18 protein-coding genes are annotated in these 14,810 nt (G+C 35.7%); 15 read left to right on the forward strand and 3 right to left on the reverse strand.

The features are described 5' to 3' along the window. Positions 1–168: 168 nt before the first annotated feature. Entirely contained in the window at positions 169–627 is a 459-nt protein-coding gene (locus tag EHQ16_RS04360) for a hypothetical protein (RefSeq protein WP_135635309.1), read from the forward strand. Positions 628–747: 120 nt separating this feature from the next. After that, complete coding sequence (locus EHQ16_RS04365) at positions 748–1,176, forward strand: hypothetical protein (protein WP_135635307.1); 429 nt, start codon at positions 748–750, stop codon at positions 1,174–1,176. Positions 1,177–1,234: 58 nt separating this feature from the next. Here the strand turns inward: EHQ16_RS04365 and EHQ16_RS04370 are convergent, their stop codons facing one another. Next, positions 1,235–2,101 (reverse strand): DUF4349 domain-containing protein, encoded by an 867-nt coding sequence (locus tag EHQ16_RS04370; protein ID WP_135635305.1) that lies wholly within the window; start codon positions 2,099–2,101, stop codon positions 1,235–1,237. Positions 2,102–2,153: 52 nt separating this feature from the next. Further along, complete coding sequence (locus tag EHQ16_RS04375) at positions 2,154–3,407, reverse strand: U32 family peptidase C-terminal domain-containing protein (protein ID WP_135635303.1); 1,254 nt, start codon at positions 3,405–3,407, stop codon at positions 2,154–2,156. Positions 3,408–3,534: 127 nt separating this feature from the next. Between EHQ16_RS04375 and EHQ16_RS04380 the strand changes: the two genes are divergently transcribed. The 5 genes from EHQ16_RS04380 (at position 3,535) to EHQ16_RS04405 (ending at position 7,201) form a co-directional block, all read left to right on the forward strand. After that, positions 3,535–4,038: a hypothetical protein gene (locus EHQ16_RS04380; RefSeq protein WP_135635302.1), complete on the forward strand. Its 504-nt coding sequence runs from the start codon at positions 3,535–3,537 to the stop codon at positions 4,036–4,038. Positions 4,039–4,083: 45 nt separating this feature from the next. Beyond that, positions 4,084–5,481, forward strand: a complete 1,398-nt coding sequence (locus EHQ16_RS04385; protein ID WP_135635300.1) for an OmpP1/FadL family transporter — start codon at positions 4,084–4,086, stop codon at positions 5,479–5,481. A gap of 13 nt (positions 5,482–5,494) precedes the next feature. Then, on the forward strand, positions 5,495–5,977 hold the full coding sequence (locus EHQ16_RS04390; RefSeq protein WP_135635298.1) for a hypothetical protein: 483 nt from the start codon (positions 5,495–5,497) through the stop codon (positions 5,975–5,977). A gap of 19 nt (positions 5,978–5,996) precedes the next feature. Beyond that, positions 5,997–6,404 carry a hypothetical protein gene (locus EHQ16_RS04395; RefSeq protein ID WP_135635296.1) on the forward strand — a complete coding sequence of 136 codons (408 nt, stop codon included), beginning with the start codon at positions 5,997–5,999 and terminating at the stop codon, positions 6,402–6,404. A gap of 500 nt (positions 6,405–6,904) precedes the next feature. Further along, positions 6,905–7,201, forward strand: coding sequence for a hypothetical protein (locus EHQ16_RS04405; RefSeq protein ID WP_135635292.1), 297 nt, complete (start codon positions 6,905–6,907; stop codon positions 7,199–7,201). Positions 7,202–7,222: 21 nt separating this feature from the next. Here EHQ16_RS04405 and EHQ16_RS04410 read toward each other — a convergent pair whose 3' ends face one another. Beyond that, the gene (locus EHQ16_RS04410; RefSeq protein WP_135635289.1) at positions 7,223–7,660 is read right to left on the reverse strand and encodes a bacteriohemerythrin; all 438 of its coding nucleotides are present in this window, start codon (positions 7,658–7,660) and stop codon (positions 7,223–7,225) included. A 321-nt stretch (positions 7,661–7,981) separates the two neighbouring features. On the opposite strand from EHQ16_RS04410, the gene EHQ16_RS04415 reads away from it, so the two are divergent. The 8 genes from EHQ16_RS04415 to EHQ16_RS04450 are packed head-to-tail and all read left to right on the forward strand — an operon-like array spanning position 7,982 to position 14,756. Further along, on the forward strand, positions 7,982–8,545 hold the full coding sequence (locus EHQ16_RS04415) for a fasciclin domain-containing protein (RefSeq protein ID WP_135635287.1): 564 nt from the start codon (positions 7,982–7,984) through the stop codon (positions 8,543–8,545). 30 nt (positions 8,546–8,575) lie between these two features. After that, positions 8,576–9,037, forward strand: coding sequence for a c-type cytochrome (locus tag EHQ16_RS04420; protein ID WP_135635285.1), 462 nt, complete (start codon positions 8,576–8,578; stop codon positions 9,035–9,037). 8 nt (positions 9,038–9,045) lie between these two features. Next, positions 9,046–10,965, forward strand: a complete 1,920-nt coding sequence (nosZ, locus tag EHQ16_RS04425; RefSeq protein WP_135635283.1) for a Sec-dependent nitrous-oxide reductase — start codon at positions 9,046–9,048, stop codon at positions 10,963–10,965. Positions 10,966–10,970: 5 nt separating this feature from the next. Beyond that, on the forward strand, positions 10,971–11,582 hold the full coding sequence (locus tag EHQ16_RS04430; protein WP_135635281.1) for a hypothetical protein: 612 nt from the start codon (positions 10,971–10,973) through the stop codon (positions 11,580–11,582). Further along, positions 11,572–11,958, forward strand: a complete 387-nt coding sequence (locus EHQ16_RS04435; protein ID WP_135635279.1) for a nitrous oxide reductase accessory protein NosL — start codon at positions 11,572–11,574, stop codon at positions 11,956–11,958. Before EHQ16_RS04430 ends, EHQ16_RS04435 begins: the two co-directional genes overlap by 11 nt. After that, positions 11,912–13,270, forward strand: coding sequence for a nitrous oxide reductase family maturation protein NosD (gene nosD, locus EHQ16_RS04440; RefSeq protein WP_208742228.1), 1,359 nt, complete (start codon positions 11,912–11,914; stop codon positions 13,268–13,270). Before EHQ16_RS04435 ends, nosD begins: the two co-directional genes overlap by 47 nt. Beyond that, on the forward strand, positions 13,267–13,974 hold the full coding sequence (locus tag EHQ16_RS04445) for an ABC transporter ATP-binding protein (protein ID WP_135635274.1): 708 nt from the start codon (positions 13,267–13,269) through the stop codon (positions 13,972–13,974). The genes nosD and EHQ16_RS04445 overlap by 4 nt, the downstream gene beginning before the upstream one ends. After that, the gene (locus tag EHQ16_RS04450; protein WP_135635272.1) at positions 13,971–14,756 is read left to right on the forward strand and encodes an ABC transporter permease; all 786 of its coding nucleotides are present in this window, start codon (positions 13,971–13,973) and stop codon (positions 14,754–14,756) included. The genes EHQ16_RS04445 and EHQ16_RS04450 overlap by 4 nt, the downstream gene beginning before the upstream one ends. Positions 14,757–14,810: the final 54 nt, after the last annotated feature.

Below are 14,810 nucleotides of genomic sequence, written 5' to 3' on the forward strand. Positions count from 1 at the left end.
TTTCCCCAAGCTAAAACCAAAGTGGTTCAGAGTTACTTATATTTTTAAAACCCACCACTTGGATCCAATGGTAAGAATTTGGAATCGCAGTTTTTTGGCAATCTACCTAGAATCATTCTTACAAAAATCTTTTTCAGACTTTGGGATTTATACGTAAGTCAAATGGGTATGGATAAAGAACTTTATACACGATGGGATGATAAAAAAAATCTCATTACGACCCGCCTTTCTGGACTCATTACCGAAACAGAGGTAAAACAATGGAAAGAGGAATTAGAAAAAACCTTCACCGAACTTCCCCAAGGAACCAAATTCAAAATCTTTGTGAACCTCCATGGTTTTAGTCCCGCTTCCATGTCAGCGCACAAAATGTACAGGGAAATCATCCCTTTACTTCTTAGTAAATACAATTGGCGCATTGGTTATTTGGATTTGTTCGACGAAGCAAAAGATTTAAAACTAACATCCGAAAATGGAATGGAGTGTCTGGCCGCCGTCCACTGCCACCACGATAGTTATAAAATTAATGAATACGAAAAAAAATTTGGAAAAGACTCAGAACATTTTTGGGACGATCCTGAAAAGTCTGCCGCCTGGATTGAAAGTTATTCCATTTCTGCAAATTAAGATTTTGGCTTACAATGGATTGTATTGTAAGCCTTCCTAGTTTTTAGAAATGAATCTTGTTCTTTGATTTTTTTTTCGAATCCGAATTGACATTCCTATTCTAAAAATACAATCTCCGGAATGAAAAACCAAATTTTAATTTATATATTATTGATATTTACAACTTCTATCTTTGCCAATCCGGAAACCAAAGCTAACGAACTTTGTGAATGTTTGAAAAACGGAAAAAAAAGTGAAAAAACTTCCGACAAAAAGAAATGTTTATCTCTAAGAGAAAAACATGTAAAAACTCTCAAAAAAGGATCTAAATCTTACGAATCCTACCTTCTCTCCATTCAAAAATGCGAACAAAAGTTAGCTGGTACACCGGAAGTAAATCCAAACTTAACCACGAAAGAAAAAACTTCCACCGTCTGCGAATGTTTTCAAAAAGCAGAAAAACAAAACAGTATGGCATGTTTCAAATTACAAAGTGACTATGGTAAAACCATTACAGACCCAGAAGAGAAAAAAGAATTTAATCTCTCTTCTGGAAGTTGCAACCAGTAACTACCAAAATCATACGTGAACCAAACGTTTTAAACGCTAACCTAAATTTCCAGAGCTGTTATTTTTTAAAACGTTTGTAAATCTTTTTTAGAGGTAGGTATAGAATCCCCAAAACGATTACTAATGGTAAAATCCATATAAAATAATATGTGAGTTCTAAAAATAAATTCAGAATTCCAATGAAAGCATTTTTATAAACAGGAACTTGGATGCGATCCGCTGGGATAGGAGTTGTAAAATTGATACTAAGAGTAGCCCATTTTACTTTATCTTTGATTTTCCAAATTTCATGTTCCGAATTATCTAAATTGTTTTCACTATCGGTAATGGCTTCTTCGATTGCTTCCCAGTTTTTCGAATTGGCTGAAGTTTGGTTGTTCGCATTTGTCCGTCTTACCAAACGAAGTTTTTCACGATTTGATTTGATCTTTTGCCAAGCCATTCCTTCCGTATGATCCACAGTGGATATGTCTTCACTAAGTAATACTCCATAAGTATCCAATTCAATCAAAGCGTCGTATAATTTTTCAGATCTTATATGCACACGAAGGTTCATATAAGGAGAGTCCATATTGACTGCAGAACTACTTTCGATAAAACCATATTTGGTGATAAAACTAAGTAGATCCTTACGTGTTTTGATTAAATCAGGAGTTTGGTAATTTAATTGAACTTGGTATTCGAGAAGTCGTTCCGTGGTATTTTGAATCGGAACAAATACTTGTCCCAATTGGTTCGGAGTGGGTTCTGGCTCAGAAATTCCTTCTGCCCTCGGAGCACTTGGGGCTACTTTTTTTTCCATCGCCATGTCGGAAGACATCTTTGCCGATTCTAAAGGTGCCACCGACTCCTCGTTAGACTCTTTCCCACAATTTAGGAAAAATACAAACAGAACTAGGAAAATTATTTTTAAATGGTTTTTCACAACATCCTTACCTTACATTTCTATTAACAGTTCTCCTTAGACAGATTCTCTCTTAAAGTTTTTTGCTTAAAAATGAACGAGTAGGAATGGCAAAAGGAACCTCCAACTCAACGGTTCCCATCCCCCCACTAATGACCTCCACAAGGTTTTGTTTGTAAAAAATTTGTTCCACTGTGAAGGTTAAGGGATTGGGATCTGCGGCAGTGATGACTTCCATGACATCCCCTTTTTGGATTTTGTTTTTGACTTCAATGACAATCCGTTTTGTATCAGATTTATATTCTTTTACAAGTCCCGCATACTTTTGGCTCATAAAAAGACTAGTTCCAAATTCATTGTTTTGAAATTCTCTTTCTTCCTCTGGAACACGATCTTCCATTCCTCGAGTTAAAAAACCAGAGAAGTATTTTCTAGAAGATACCTTGTCTAGTTCTTCTAACCACTTGCGGTCAAAACTTTCCCCTCGAGAGATACGATCCAATGTATGCCGATAACTACGGGCCACCATTCCTACATAATAATCATTTTTAGTGCGACCCTCTACTTTTACCGAATCAACTCCTGCATCACATAACTCTTGCAAAAACTCAATGGCACGAAGGTCTTTAGAATTCATTAAAAACGTTCCCTCATCATCTGTGATGAGTTCCATTGGTTCCTCATTTTGTTTGGGGTTCGTGACAAATATCTTATACAAATCTCGACAGGCATTGTTACAAGATCCTTGGTTGGCATCTCGTTTTTTAAAATAATTACTCATAAAACAACGACCGCTGTGAGCAATACAAATGGATCCATGAACAAAAACTTCAATTTCCATATCGGGAACTTGATTTTTAATTTCTGCAATTTCAGAGATGGATACTTCACGAGACAAAATAACACGAGTGGCTCCAAATTGTTTCCAAAATCTGACAGCAGAATAGTTCATTGTGTTCGCTTGGACAGAGATATGGATGTCTATTTCCGGGTGTGCTTCTTTGGTCATTAAAATCAGTCCAGGATCTGCCATAATGAAAGCGTCTGGTTTTAATGCGGCCATTTGGTCTAAATATTTAGGGTAAGAAGGAAGTTTAGAATTCCTTGGAATGTTATTTACAGTAAAATAAATTTTTTTACCGAGCTCTCTTGCAAGTGTAACTCCTTTTTCCAAAGCCTCCATCGTAAAATCATTTTCCCTAGCACGTAACGAAAACCTGGGAACACCGCAATAAGCTGCGTCCGCACCAAACATATAAGCAATTTCTAATTTATCTAAGTTACCCGCAGGTAGTAACAATTCTGGAATTTTTCTAATTTGGGACATACTCTTTACCCATCCCAAAAGATTCCTTTTTTCTAAAAAGGAAAATATATAAACTAAATTTTTAGATTGTTTCTAAAACTAAAAAAGGAAACGACAAACAAGTGTATGTATCTTAAAATAACTCATCATGTCATTTTATCTTACACTTTTAATTTTTCATATATTCTCAGCGATGGTTTGGGTAGGAGGAATGATTTTTTATGTGATCGTTGTCATTCCTGTCATTAGAAATCCAGAATTAAAAGATCAAAAATTAAGATTGTTACAACTCACTGCAACTCAGTTTAGAAATATTTCTTATTATATATTCTTTGTGTTTATCCTTTCAGGATTTGGACTTTTGTTCGAAAAAGGATACTTTCAGTTTGGTTTCCATTGGGATTTTTGGACATCTAACATTAGTTTAATGTTTATGACAAAAATAGGATTATTTACTATTTTATTTTTATCTTCCTTGTATCATGATTTTGTGACTGGCCCAAAGACCTTTTCTTATTTAAAAACAGATCCCGTACGTTTTGAACGGTATAGAAAAACTTCCTCGTTTTTTGGAAGGTTCAATCTTCTAATTTCGGTTACGATTGCGATCCTGGGAATCCTCGTCTCCAGAGGTTTCTCTATTTTTCCCTAGTCGATTTCACTTGACACCCTAGATCTGCCTCTTTCCCTGAAACAAATGATTTCGAGTCGCATTTTCAGAGTTTTATTCATTCTAATTCTAACCCTCACCCCATGGTTTTCGGAAAGAAAACTCTTCGCCTTCCACGGGATCATTCAACCCGCCTTCGGGGCCAGACAAGCCGGGATGGGAGGAGCCTTCCAAGCTGTGGGCGGATCAGTGATGGATCTAGAATCAAACCCATCTCATTTGGCCCGAGTGAAAAGAACCAAATGGGAGTTAGGTTCCGGAATCCACCTACCTTCTATCGCATACAATGATGAATACATAGATCCCAATCCAAATCGTTCCTACCGCAATGCAACAGTGGAACACCCGAAAGCAGTTTTGCCTTATATTGGAATCATCCAACCTGTTACGGATAATATCAGTATTGGGTTCGCATTGTACGCGCAAGGTGGTGGTGGTGGACAATTTAAAAATATCAAACGAAATACTCCCGATGGGAAAACATTAAATGAAACATTTGGAACAAACATCCCTATCATTGGAGAAAGTACAAAAGCAGTAGAAGATTTGAATTTTCGATTTATGACAGTAAAATCAACATTTGGTGCTGGATACCAAAAAGGAAATTTTGCGATTGGGGCCGGAATTGATCTTGTTTATGGATTTATGGAACTCAAAAGGACTTACCAAGATGAAACTCGGAGTCTCACCATTCCTGGAGGAATTCGATACCAAAGTGATTCTGCTTATACCTTGGGAGGAAAAATCGGAACTTCCTACGACCTAACAGAAAACATCCGAATTGCATATTCTTATACTACGAGAAATGTATTACCGATGGATGGAACCATGAAGGTGGATGGTTATGCTCCAGAACGATCATTCGGAACCAGAGTGTCACGGTATATGATTTGGCCTGATAAACATATTGTTGGAATTTCTTACCGAACTGACAAATTTATCATCGATTTTGATATCAAATACATCCCTTGGTCAGAAAGTTTCAATTCTACTAAATTTCGAACAGAAGATGTTTGGGTAAGAACACCTGTTGGTATAGAAACCAACTCTTTTCAATTCAATCTAAACTGGAAAAACCAAACTATATTTGCAATCGGAGCCGAATACAAATGGAATGATCGTTATATGACACGTATGGGTTATAGTTATGGAAATAACGTAATCCCTGCGAGTGGAGTGAGTCCCATGTTAGGAGCTAGTATCGAACACCATGTCGCACTTGGTGGGAGTGTTTCTTGGAACGATTCCACATTCCATATTGCTTGTGAATATGGGTTTCCTAAAAAAACATACGGAGGGAAAACTTCAGACTGGACGTTATCCCATGCTGTCTATTCTAGGACAGAGGTTCATCCATTCCAATTTTCTTATAATAAACAAATGAGTGTATTTAGTATTTATTTGGGAATGGAACAAAATATTTAATAGGTAATAAGGTATGAATTCTAAATTGATTGGAAAATTTGCTATCGGGCTTTGGATCGTAACAGTATTAACACTCGGTTACTTTTTTTATTTTGGAAGTACAAGTCGTTCTCTCGATGATAGAACTGCCATTCACTTAACACCAGCTGAAAGACAACTTGTCTTAACTGAAATGCGAGCATTATTAACATCCGTCAATGGAATGTTAAGTGGACTTGCTGAGAAAGATTATGAACGAGCTGCAAAAGCTGCCGATGCTGTTGGTATGGGTCTTGTTGCCAGTTTAGAAAACCAAGAAAAAACAATCCTTTTGAAACTTCCTGTTGAATTTAAAAAATTAGGATTTGGAACTCATGAAAAATTTGATGAAATAGCGGCAAAAATTCGCAAAAAACAAGATATCCATACTTTACTTAAAGAAATGGATGAACTCACTCGTAATTGTGTCGCTTGTCATGCCAGTTACAAAATAGAACTTGAATCTGAAAAAAAATAATTCTAAGTAAATATAGATTATGCCAAAAATTTCAAGATACTTTATCAAATCAGGATTGTTGTATCTTTTATTTGGTGTTTTATTTTATTTTCTCTCAGAATTTCCAGGTATAAAATGGGAAATTCATTTAATGCCTGTTTATTGGCATTTGATTGCCTTGGGATGGATCACACAAATCATCATTGGGGTGTCCCTTTGGATGTATCCGAAAGGAAACAAGTCGACGTCCAAAGATGGATCAGTACTTGCTTGGATGGCATATTTTTCCTTAAATCTTGGTCTTATCCTTAGAATCTTTTCCGAACCTTGGATTTACCAACATCGAGAGATTTTAATTTTACCATTTTGTCTATCTGTGTTTTTACAATTTACGGGAATCCTTTGTTATGTATTAGAAATTTGGCCAAGGTTAAAATCACAAAAATAGATTATGTTTCCCATTCCATCTATTTGGCTCATCCGAATTTCGCTGATTTACCTTTTACTAGGAACCTCTCTCGGGGCCATCCTCATGTTAAACAAAACCTTTGTTTTGAGTCCTGAAATATGGAGACTCCTACCTTTACATTATTCTATTGTTATATGGGGATTTTTGATTCAATTCATTATGGGGAACGCTTATTGGATGTTCCCCAAACACATGTCAGAATATCCCAGAGGTTCGACAATAGAGATATGGTTTTTATTTTATAGTTACAATTTAGGTCTTATTTTGTACTTATTTACAAAATTTTTAGATCCAACTAACCATCTAATTTTATTTGGAAAATTTCTAATTTTTTTAGGAATCGTTAGTTTTATTAAACTAATATGGGTTAGATCCATTACCTACAGATAAACTGTAGATCCGAATACTTTTTTATCAAAAAATTAACCACAATTGATTTAGATCAATTCCTTACATGCCTAAATCATGGAAAACCTTCTGTGGCCAATACATCCAGAAGGTTAGGGTTAGAAAAGATGGACAAACCAATAGATCCAACGGATTTCTCTGAGTCTATAGAAGACTATCATCGTCAGGGAGATCAAATTTTATCCATCATTTATGAAATCCAAAGTTCACAAACACTATCGGGACAAAACAATGAAGAACTTCAAAAGTATATAAACTTATTAATAGAAGAAGTGAATCGAATGAAGGGAAATGATATTCATTTAGCAAAAAATGCCAAATTAAATCTCATCAAAACAATAGCTAAATTTTCATTATACTTTGAATGAACAAAGTATAATGAACAAACTTTAAATATTAAATTTAATGTACGGTTTGTAATCCATATCCTCTTTTAGAATATGATTTGTCAGCCATGCACGTAAAAAATTAAGAAGGTCACCAAAAAATTGATCTAACTCAGCATCATTTGTGAGAAGATTACCAGATGTTAGACGGTTCTTTAATTCTAAAATTTTATCTGTGAACCTGTCGTGTTGTTTTTTATGAGCTTCCAATTCAGGATATTGGTTTAATTCCATCACACGTTCTTCAATTAAAAAATGACTGAGTGTGTAATCTTCTAATTCGGAAACCGCATCCAACAATATTCTCGATTTCCCTGAAAGATGTTCTTTGTTTTCATCATAAACTGTTTCAATATTATTGATCAATCGAAAGAGTTTTTTATGTTGAGAATCAATCTCTGAAATATTCGTTTCGTATTTCGAATCCCATTTTGTAACCATGAGAAAAACCTCGTTAATTCAGGATTTTGTAGCCTCCTTAGAGAACAAGTGATAATCCCTAAGAATAGACCAAGGTCAGCTTGCTCAATCCAATTAACTATAATTAGTATAATTCTAATATTTTCACCTAAACCTAATCCTTCTGCAACGTAGATACAGTTTCAAACAAAGTAACCTCTTTGATTTCTGAATTAGAATCATCTCATTTCTATTGATTGATAAAAATCAATAAGAATGATTCCTCCCCTCTTGACCTAGATCAATGTAGTTTCGTTCATTCTGGCATCTCATGGTAAGTGAACCAATAAGTGGGCGGTATATATGAACAAAAAAAATTTTCAAATTATAACAATCACAATTGTCACCTATCTTTTATTAGTCGGTGTAAGTTGTGGAAAAAGTGAAGATTCGAATTCAGGCAAAGGAATTTCCGCCGTTGCCGATGACAAATCACAACAAGACGTTCTAAAGATTGCTTTGGGTTCTAAAGACCATACAACCCTTGTAACTGCAGTTCAAGCCGCCGGCTTAGTGGATTCGCTCGCGAACCAAGGTCCATTCACTGTGTTTGCTCCAACGAATGATGCATTTGCAAAGTTACCAGCAGGTACTGTGGATGACCTTCTAAAACCAAGCCAAAAAGATTCATTAAAGAATATATTAGAATACCATGTTGTGGTGGGTAACCTAACTGAATCCATTTTGAAATCGGAGTTCACTGGTAAAGATGATGAACTCGGTATGGCAAACGGAAGCCATACAAAGGTTTCCTTAAAAAATGGAAAGGTTATGATCAACGGAGCTACCATCATTGCATCCATTCCTGCAACAAACGGGATCATCCATGTGGTAGACACTGTTTTGTTACCACCAGCAAAGAAATGATAAGTAATAAAATACCAAGGAGTATTTAAGATGAACCTTTCAAAATTAAACGGAGTGCCCTTCCGATTCAAAATCGGATTCGTATTAGGTCTCTTCGTCAGTATGACAATCATATCCTGTGGAGGAGATAAAACTGAGGAAACACCAACATCTAATGCTAGTTCTAAGGGAATAGGGCCAGTGAAATCCGTTAGCATCGGAGCATTAGACCAAACAATGGCAGATCGTGGTAAAAAACAATTTGAAGCAAAGTGTTCGGCTTGTCACAAATTTGAAGAAAAGGTTGTAGGGCCTGCTCTTCAAGATGTAACACTCCGCAGAACGCCAGAGTGGATTATGAATATGATTCTAAATCCAATAGAGATGACTCAAAAAGATCCCATTGGACAAGAGTTACTCGGCGAACACTTAACTCAAATGACATTTCAAAACATAAAGGAAGAAGAGGCCCGCGAGATCCTCGAGTACTTCCGCAAGATGGATTTAAAATAGGTAACTATATGTTAAAAAAATCAAATTTAATACTTGTTACACTTGGAATTTCTCTTTTTGCTTTCGTTCCGAATTGCAAAAAGGGAGCAGCAACGGCAACACTTGCTTCCGATGCAGCTTCTCGAGTGTATGTGGCTCCAGGAGAAAAGGACGAAGTGTACGCATTTTTATCTGGTGGATTTAGCGGTCAAATGTCCGTTTACGGAATTCCATCCGCAAGATTGTTTAAAATCATTCCTGTATTCTCAGTTTTTCCTGAAAACGGATATGGATTTGATGAAGAAACCAAAGATATGTTAAAAACAACTCATGGATATGTTCCATGGGATGATAGCCATCACGTTGAAGCATCTATGACCGATGGAAAACAAGATGGTCGTTGGGTGTTCTTAAATGCAAACAACACACCGAGACTTGCAAGGATTGATCTAAAATCTTTTGAAACAAAAGAAATTTTAGAAATCCCCAATACTGCAGGAAACCATGCATCTCCATTTGCTACTGAAAACACAGAGTATCTAATGGCAGCCACTCGTTTCTCTGTTCCAATTCCGCAAGCAAGTGTCGCTGTGGATAGTTTTTCCAAAGGTGGATTCAAAGGTACCATCTCGATGGTAAAGGTAGATAAAAACACAGGACGACTTTCAATTGAACTACAAGTTCTTGTTCCTGGTTTTGACTATGACCTATCTCGTTGTGGTAAAAAGAAATCTCATGACTGGTGTTTCTTCAGTAGTTATAACTCTGAACAAGCACATAAAATGTTAGAAGTTGGTGCTTCTAAAAAAGATAAAGACTTTATCTTGGCATTCAACTGGGTACGTGCTAAAGAATGTAAAGACCAAGGAAAGGCTTATAACTTTGGTGGTGAATACGTAAACAACTTTAGAGAAGAAAATAAACCTGCCGTATCAACTAAGTTAAGCGGTGTGAAGATGTTAAATCCGAAAGATTGTCCAGGTATGATGTATTATATGCCTACACCGAAAAGTCCACACGGAACAGACGTTGATTCCACTGGAGAATACATTGTTGGTGGAGGAAAGTTAGCATCCGTAATCCCTGTTCACTCCTTTAGCAAAATGATCGAGGTAAAAGACAAAAAGGAACATCATTCGACTGAAATCGAAGGAATTCCTGTTCTTAAATATGAATCAACACTTGCAGGCGAAGTACAAAAACCATGTCTTGGTCCATTACATACGGAGTTTGATGGTCAAGGGTATGCTTATACATCTTGTTTCGTAAGTTCTGAAGTTGTAAAATGGAAACTAGGAACTTGGGAAGTAGTACAACATCTTCCTGCTTATTATAGTGTAGGTCACTTATCGATTGTTGGTGGTAGTTCCACTGAACCTTATGGTAAGTATCTCATTGCAATGAACAAAATTACCAAAGATAGATATTTGCCTGTTGGTATGGAATTACCACAAAGTGCACAACTTTATGATATCTCATCTGGTAAAGCGGAGTTGTTGTCAGACTTTCCTACTGTAGGGGAACCACACTACTCACAAATGATTCCAGCAAAATTACTTATGGATAAAACTGCTAAACTCTACCCGTTAGAGGAAAACAAACATCCATATGCTACAAAAAATGAAAACGAAGCAAGAATCGTAAGACTTGGAAGTACAATCCATATTTACATGACTGCGATTCGTTCCCATTTCAAACCGGATATCATTGAAGCAAGAACAGGGGAAACTTTATATTTCCACGTAACCAACTTGGAACAAGATTATGATATTCCTCACGGTTTTGCAATCGGTGGAGCACCTAACATGACAAACTTACTCATCATGCCAGGGGAAACTAGAACCTTTAAATGGGTAGCCCCTAAACCGGGAGTGTATCCATTCTATTGCACTGACTTCTGTTCTGCTCTACACCAAGAGATGCAACAGTATATCCGAGTTAGTCCATAACTGATATGAAAACTTTACTTTTCCAAACGTTAAGTAAAAGAAACCGGCTCCTAATCTTAGGAGTCGGTTTAGTCCTTTTAGCCGTTTATTTGATTCCTATTTGGTCGATTTCCATTTCAGCACCACAGTACCCTGAAGGACTCGGCATGCATATTTGGATCAATCAAATCACTGGTGCCACACCCTATGATCTAAAAAACATCAATCTTCTAAACCATTATATTGGTATGCAGGAAATTGTTTCGGAATCCATTCCAGAACTTCTTTTTATGCCGTATGTTCTTGGTTATTTGATCTTTGGTGCGTTTGTAACAGAACTCTATCCTAAAGTTGGGATGGCAATTCTTGGAATCATTAATTTGATCTTCGTGGGACTAGTTGGACTTTCTGATTTTTGGAGATGGGAATATAACTATGGACACAATTTAAATCCAGAAGCACCAATCATCATTGAAGGAATGGCTTACCAACCTCCTCTTCTTGGCTGCAAGGTGATGTTAAACATTACTGCTTGTAGTTATCCTTCATATGGTGGTATGATTCTTGGTTTAAGTCTCGTCGTATTAGTTTATATTCTTTGGGATGAAAATCGAAGGAAAAAATCAAATGTGGTTTAAGAGTTTCAAACTAATTTGTATTTCCCTCACAGTCGCGTTAGTGGGCTGTGGGGATGTTCGTCCAGAGCCATTGAATGTGGGGGAAGTCAAATGTAGCCATTGTTCTATGTCTATTGTGGACATGCGATTTCATACCCAGCTCATCACATACAAAGGGAAAAGATATCACTTCGATGCCATTGAATGTATGGATCAATTTCAAAAACAAAAAGATTTAAAAATAAAAAATATTTGGGTTACGAATTATTTAAATAAAAGTGAATTTATCCCGAAAGACGAAGCCATCATCATCCATTCAGACAAAATTCGTTCACCAATGGGAGCGGGACTTGCCGCTTTTAAAACTCATGAAGACTCTTCCCCATTTCAAAATTAAAAGGGATTATCGTAGAACCCATTTGAATCATAAAATAAATCAAAATCATAACCGCATCTTTTTCAAAGGGAAATGTCTCTTTTCTATTCTTTCATTTATTCTTTATTCCACTTTCTCAATAGATCCATTATTTGCCAAAACTCTTTCTGTATGTACAGATTGTACAATAAAAACAGTCAAAAATGCAATTGTTCTCGCACAAAATGGAGATGTCATTCAAATCCAATCAGGAATCTACAAAGAAGGTTTTTTACCTATTACTAAATCCATTTCCATCATTGGAGAGGAAGGTGTTGTGATTGATGGACTCAAAGAAAAACATGTATTGGGAGTTTATGCCAATGGTGTTCGTATCAAAAATTTAAAAGTTATAGGCAGTGGAATTTCAGATCTAAGTGAGTTTGCCGGTGTACATGCGGAGAAAGTCAAAGATTGTTTTTTTGAAAATTTAATTCTAGAAGACAATGTCTACGGATTTTATTTAGCCGAAACTACAAACTGCACACTCAAAAACAATACTTCCATAGGAAACGCAGAAAATGAAGTCCTCGGTGGAAATGGAATCCATCTTTGGTCAGCAAGCCATAACCAAATGATCGGAAACAAATTAAAAAAACACCGTGATGGCATATATTTAGAATTCTCAGAACATCTAGAAATTCATAACAATGAAGCAGAAGAAAACATTCGTTACGGAATGCACTTTATGTTTTCTAACCACAATCAATTCAGCAAAAACACTTTTAAAAACAACTCTGCTGGTGTTGCCGTGATGTATAGCAAAGACATCAATATGCAAGATAATACATTTATGGACAACTGGGGAGAAAGTTCTAATGGAATCCTACTCAAAGACATTGCAGATAGTACACTATCTAAAAATCGATTTGAAGGAAACACCATTGCTGTGTTTGCTGATGGAATCACCAATATCAACTTCCAAAACAATAACTTTATCAATAATGGATGGGGGCTCAAAATTCTTGGAAATACGGATAATAACAAAATCATAAATAATAATTTTATTAAAAATGTATTTGATATAAGTACCAATACGAAATCTACAACTAATGAATTTAAAAATAACTATTGGGATCATTACGAAGGATACGATTTAGATAACGACCAAATTGGTGATGTGCCACATAAAACAATTCATTTTTTCGGATACTGGATCGCTGTGTATCCATTTCTTATGGTACTTTATGAATCGCCAGTGGTTCTTTTTTTACAAGGAATTGAAAAGGCTTTCCCGATTGTCACACCAATCGAATTTGAAGACCAACATCCAAGGATGAAGGAGAGAATATGATAGAAGTAAAAAATCTTACCATAGGTTATACTGGGAATTCAGCTGTTGTCAAAGATGTTAACTTTTCAACCGAACCAGGAACTATTTTATCCATCATAGGCCCGAATGGTTCCGGCAAAAGTTCTCTTATCAAAGGAATCCTTGGGCTTGTGCAACCCTTGAGAGGCCAAATCAACTTTTTAGAAAAAAAATCAGAACCACATACAATCGGTTATATGCCACAAACTCCTCGTTTCCCAACAAATATCAAAGTTCGAGAGTTAATTTCCTTTTTTAATAAATTGGAACCTGTGGAAGAAGATAGATTCCAAAATTTAATTTCTATTTTAGAATTAAACAACCACATGGATAAAAAAATTGGTTCTCTTTCCGGTGGAACCAAACAAAAGATCAGCATCCTGCAATGTTTTTCTTCTAAAAAAGATTTATACATCATCGATGAACCAACAGCAAGTTTAGATCCATATATTTCGCACTTACTAAAATCTCTTTTAGTTGAAAAGAAAAAGGAAGGATCTTTAGTCATCTTTTCCACACATATACTTGCTGAATTACAAGAGTTGGCAGATCGTTTTTTACTTTTATCAGAAGGTACTATTTTAATTGATGATTCACCTGAAAATTTTCTTAGAAAAAACAATAAATCCAATTTGGATCAGGCATTAATGAATTTCTGGAATGAGGAATACAAAACAAAACTATGAAAGAAATTCTATTATTTGAAATTAAAGAAAACATTAGAAGCCGTTGGGTATTCATTTACTCTGGATTACTGATACTAGTAATGATGATCCTCAGTTTTTTTGGTGATCAAAACGGAATTCGACTTCTTGTCAGCATCATGAACTTAACCCTCATCGTGGTTCCACTATTTTCGATTACATTCTCAGGAATGTCTTTTTTGGAATCTATGCCATTTGCAGAAGTTTTACTTTCCAAATCTGTCACACGCACTTCCTTATTTTTCGGTAAGTATTTAGGAATTACCATTTCCCTATCTTTAGGTTTGTTACTCGGACTTGGAATTCCGGGGTTATTCGTATTTGCAAATGATCCCAATTTCTTATTTTTGTTTTTTGAATTACTTTTTTTTGGAATCTTTTTAACCTCTATCTTTGTTGCGATTGCATTTTCAATTTCCTCTTTTATCAGAAGAGGTGAAATTGTTTTAACTATTTCACTTCTAGTTTGGTTATACTTTTTTATCTTCTTTGATGCTCTCGTTTTTATTTTCAGTTTGTATTCAGGTGATTATCCCATTGAGATCCCTTCACTCATCGTTATCTTACTCAATCCTATTGATTTAATTAGAATACTTTTAATTCTCCAAACAAGTTCCTCTGCATTACTTGGATTTTCAGGAGCATTGTTACTAAAACAATTAGGAGTTTGGGGTGTATTAGGAATTACCGTTTTGTTTTTGTCTTTATGGGTGACTTTCCCTCTCTACATTTCTTTCAAACGATTTCAAAAACGTAATTTTTAAAATATGATTTTTATCAATAGAGTAATTTGACTGCTCTTGATTTAGATCATTGAA

Source organism: Leptospira kanakyensis, from assembly GCF_004769235.1.
Taxonomy (GTDB): Bacteria; Spirochaetota; Leptospiria; order Leptospirales; family Leptospiraceae; genus Leptospira_A; species Leptospira_A kanakyensis.

What these genes read in the sequence shown, in the direction of transcription:
- EHQ16_RS04360 (WP_135635309.1), top strand. Translation starts at nt 169, where the DNA reads ATGGATAAAGAACTTTATACACGATGGGATGATAAAAAAAATCTCATT.
- EHQ16_RS04365 (WP_135635307.1), top strand. Translation starts at nt 748, where the DNA reads ATGAAAAACCAAATTTTAATTTATATATTATTGATATTTACAACTTCT.
- EHQ16_RS04375 (WP_135635303.1), bottom strand. Translation starts at nt 3,407, where the DNA reads ATGTCCCAAATTAGAAAAATTCCAGAATTGTTACTACCTGCGGGTAAC.
- EHQ16_RS04380 (WP_135635302.1), top strand. Translation starts at nt 3,535, where the DNA reads ATGTCATTTTATCTTACACTTTTAATTTTTCATATATTCTCAGCGATG.
- EHQ16_RS04385 (WP_135635300.1), top strand. Translation starts at nt 4,084, where the DNA reads ATGATTTCGAGTCGCATTTTCAGAGTTTTATTCATTCTAATTCTAACC.
- EHQ16_RS04390 (WP_135635298.1), top strand. Translation starts at nt 5,495, where the DNA reads ATGAATTCTAAATTGATTGGAAAATTTGCTATCGGGCTTTGGATCGTA.
- EHQ16_RS04395 (WP_135635296.1), top strand. Translation starts at nt 5,997, where the DNA reads ATGCCAAAAATTTCAAGATACTTTATCAAATCAGGATTGTTGTATCTT.
- EHQ16_RS04410 (WP_135635289.1), bottom strand. Translation starts at nt 7,660, where the DNA reads ATGGTTACAAAATGGGATTCGAAATACGAAACGAATATTTCAGAGATT.
- EHQ16_RS04415 (WP_135635287.1), top strand. Translation starts at nt 7,982, where the DNA reads ATGAACAAAAAAAATTTTCAAATTATAACAATCACAATTGTCACCTAT.
- EHQ16_RS04420 (WP_135635285.1), top strand. Translation starts at nt 8,576, where the DNA reads ATGAACCTTTCAAAATTAAACGGAGTGCCCTTCCGATTCAAAATCGGA.
- nosZ (WP_135635283.1), top strand. Translation starts at nt 9,046, where the DNA reads ATGTTAAAAAAATCAAATTTAATACTTGTTACACTTGGAATTTCTCTT.
- EHQ16_RS04430 (WP_135635281.1), top strand. Translation starts at nt 10,971, where the DNA reads ATGAAAACTTTACTTTTCCAAACGTTAAGTAAAAGAAACCGGCTCCTA.
- EHQ16_RS04435 (WP_135635279.1), top strand. Translation starts at nt 11,572, where the DNA reads ATGTGGTTTAAGAGTTTCAAACTAATTTGTATTTCCCTCACAGTCGCG.
- EHQ16_RS04445 (WP_135635274.1), top strand. Translation starts at nt 13,267, where the DNA reads ATGATAGAAGTAAAAAATCTTACCATAGGTTATACTGGGAATTCAGCT.
- EHQ16_RS04450 (WP_135635272.1), top strand. Translation starts at nt 13,971, where the DNA reads ATGAAAGAAATTCTATTATTTGAAATTAAAGAAAACATTAGAAGCCGT.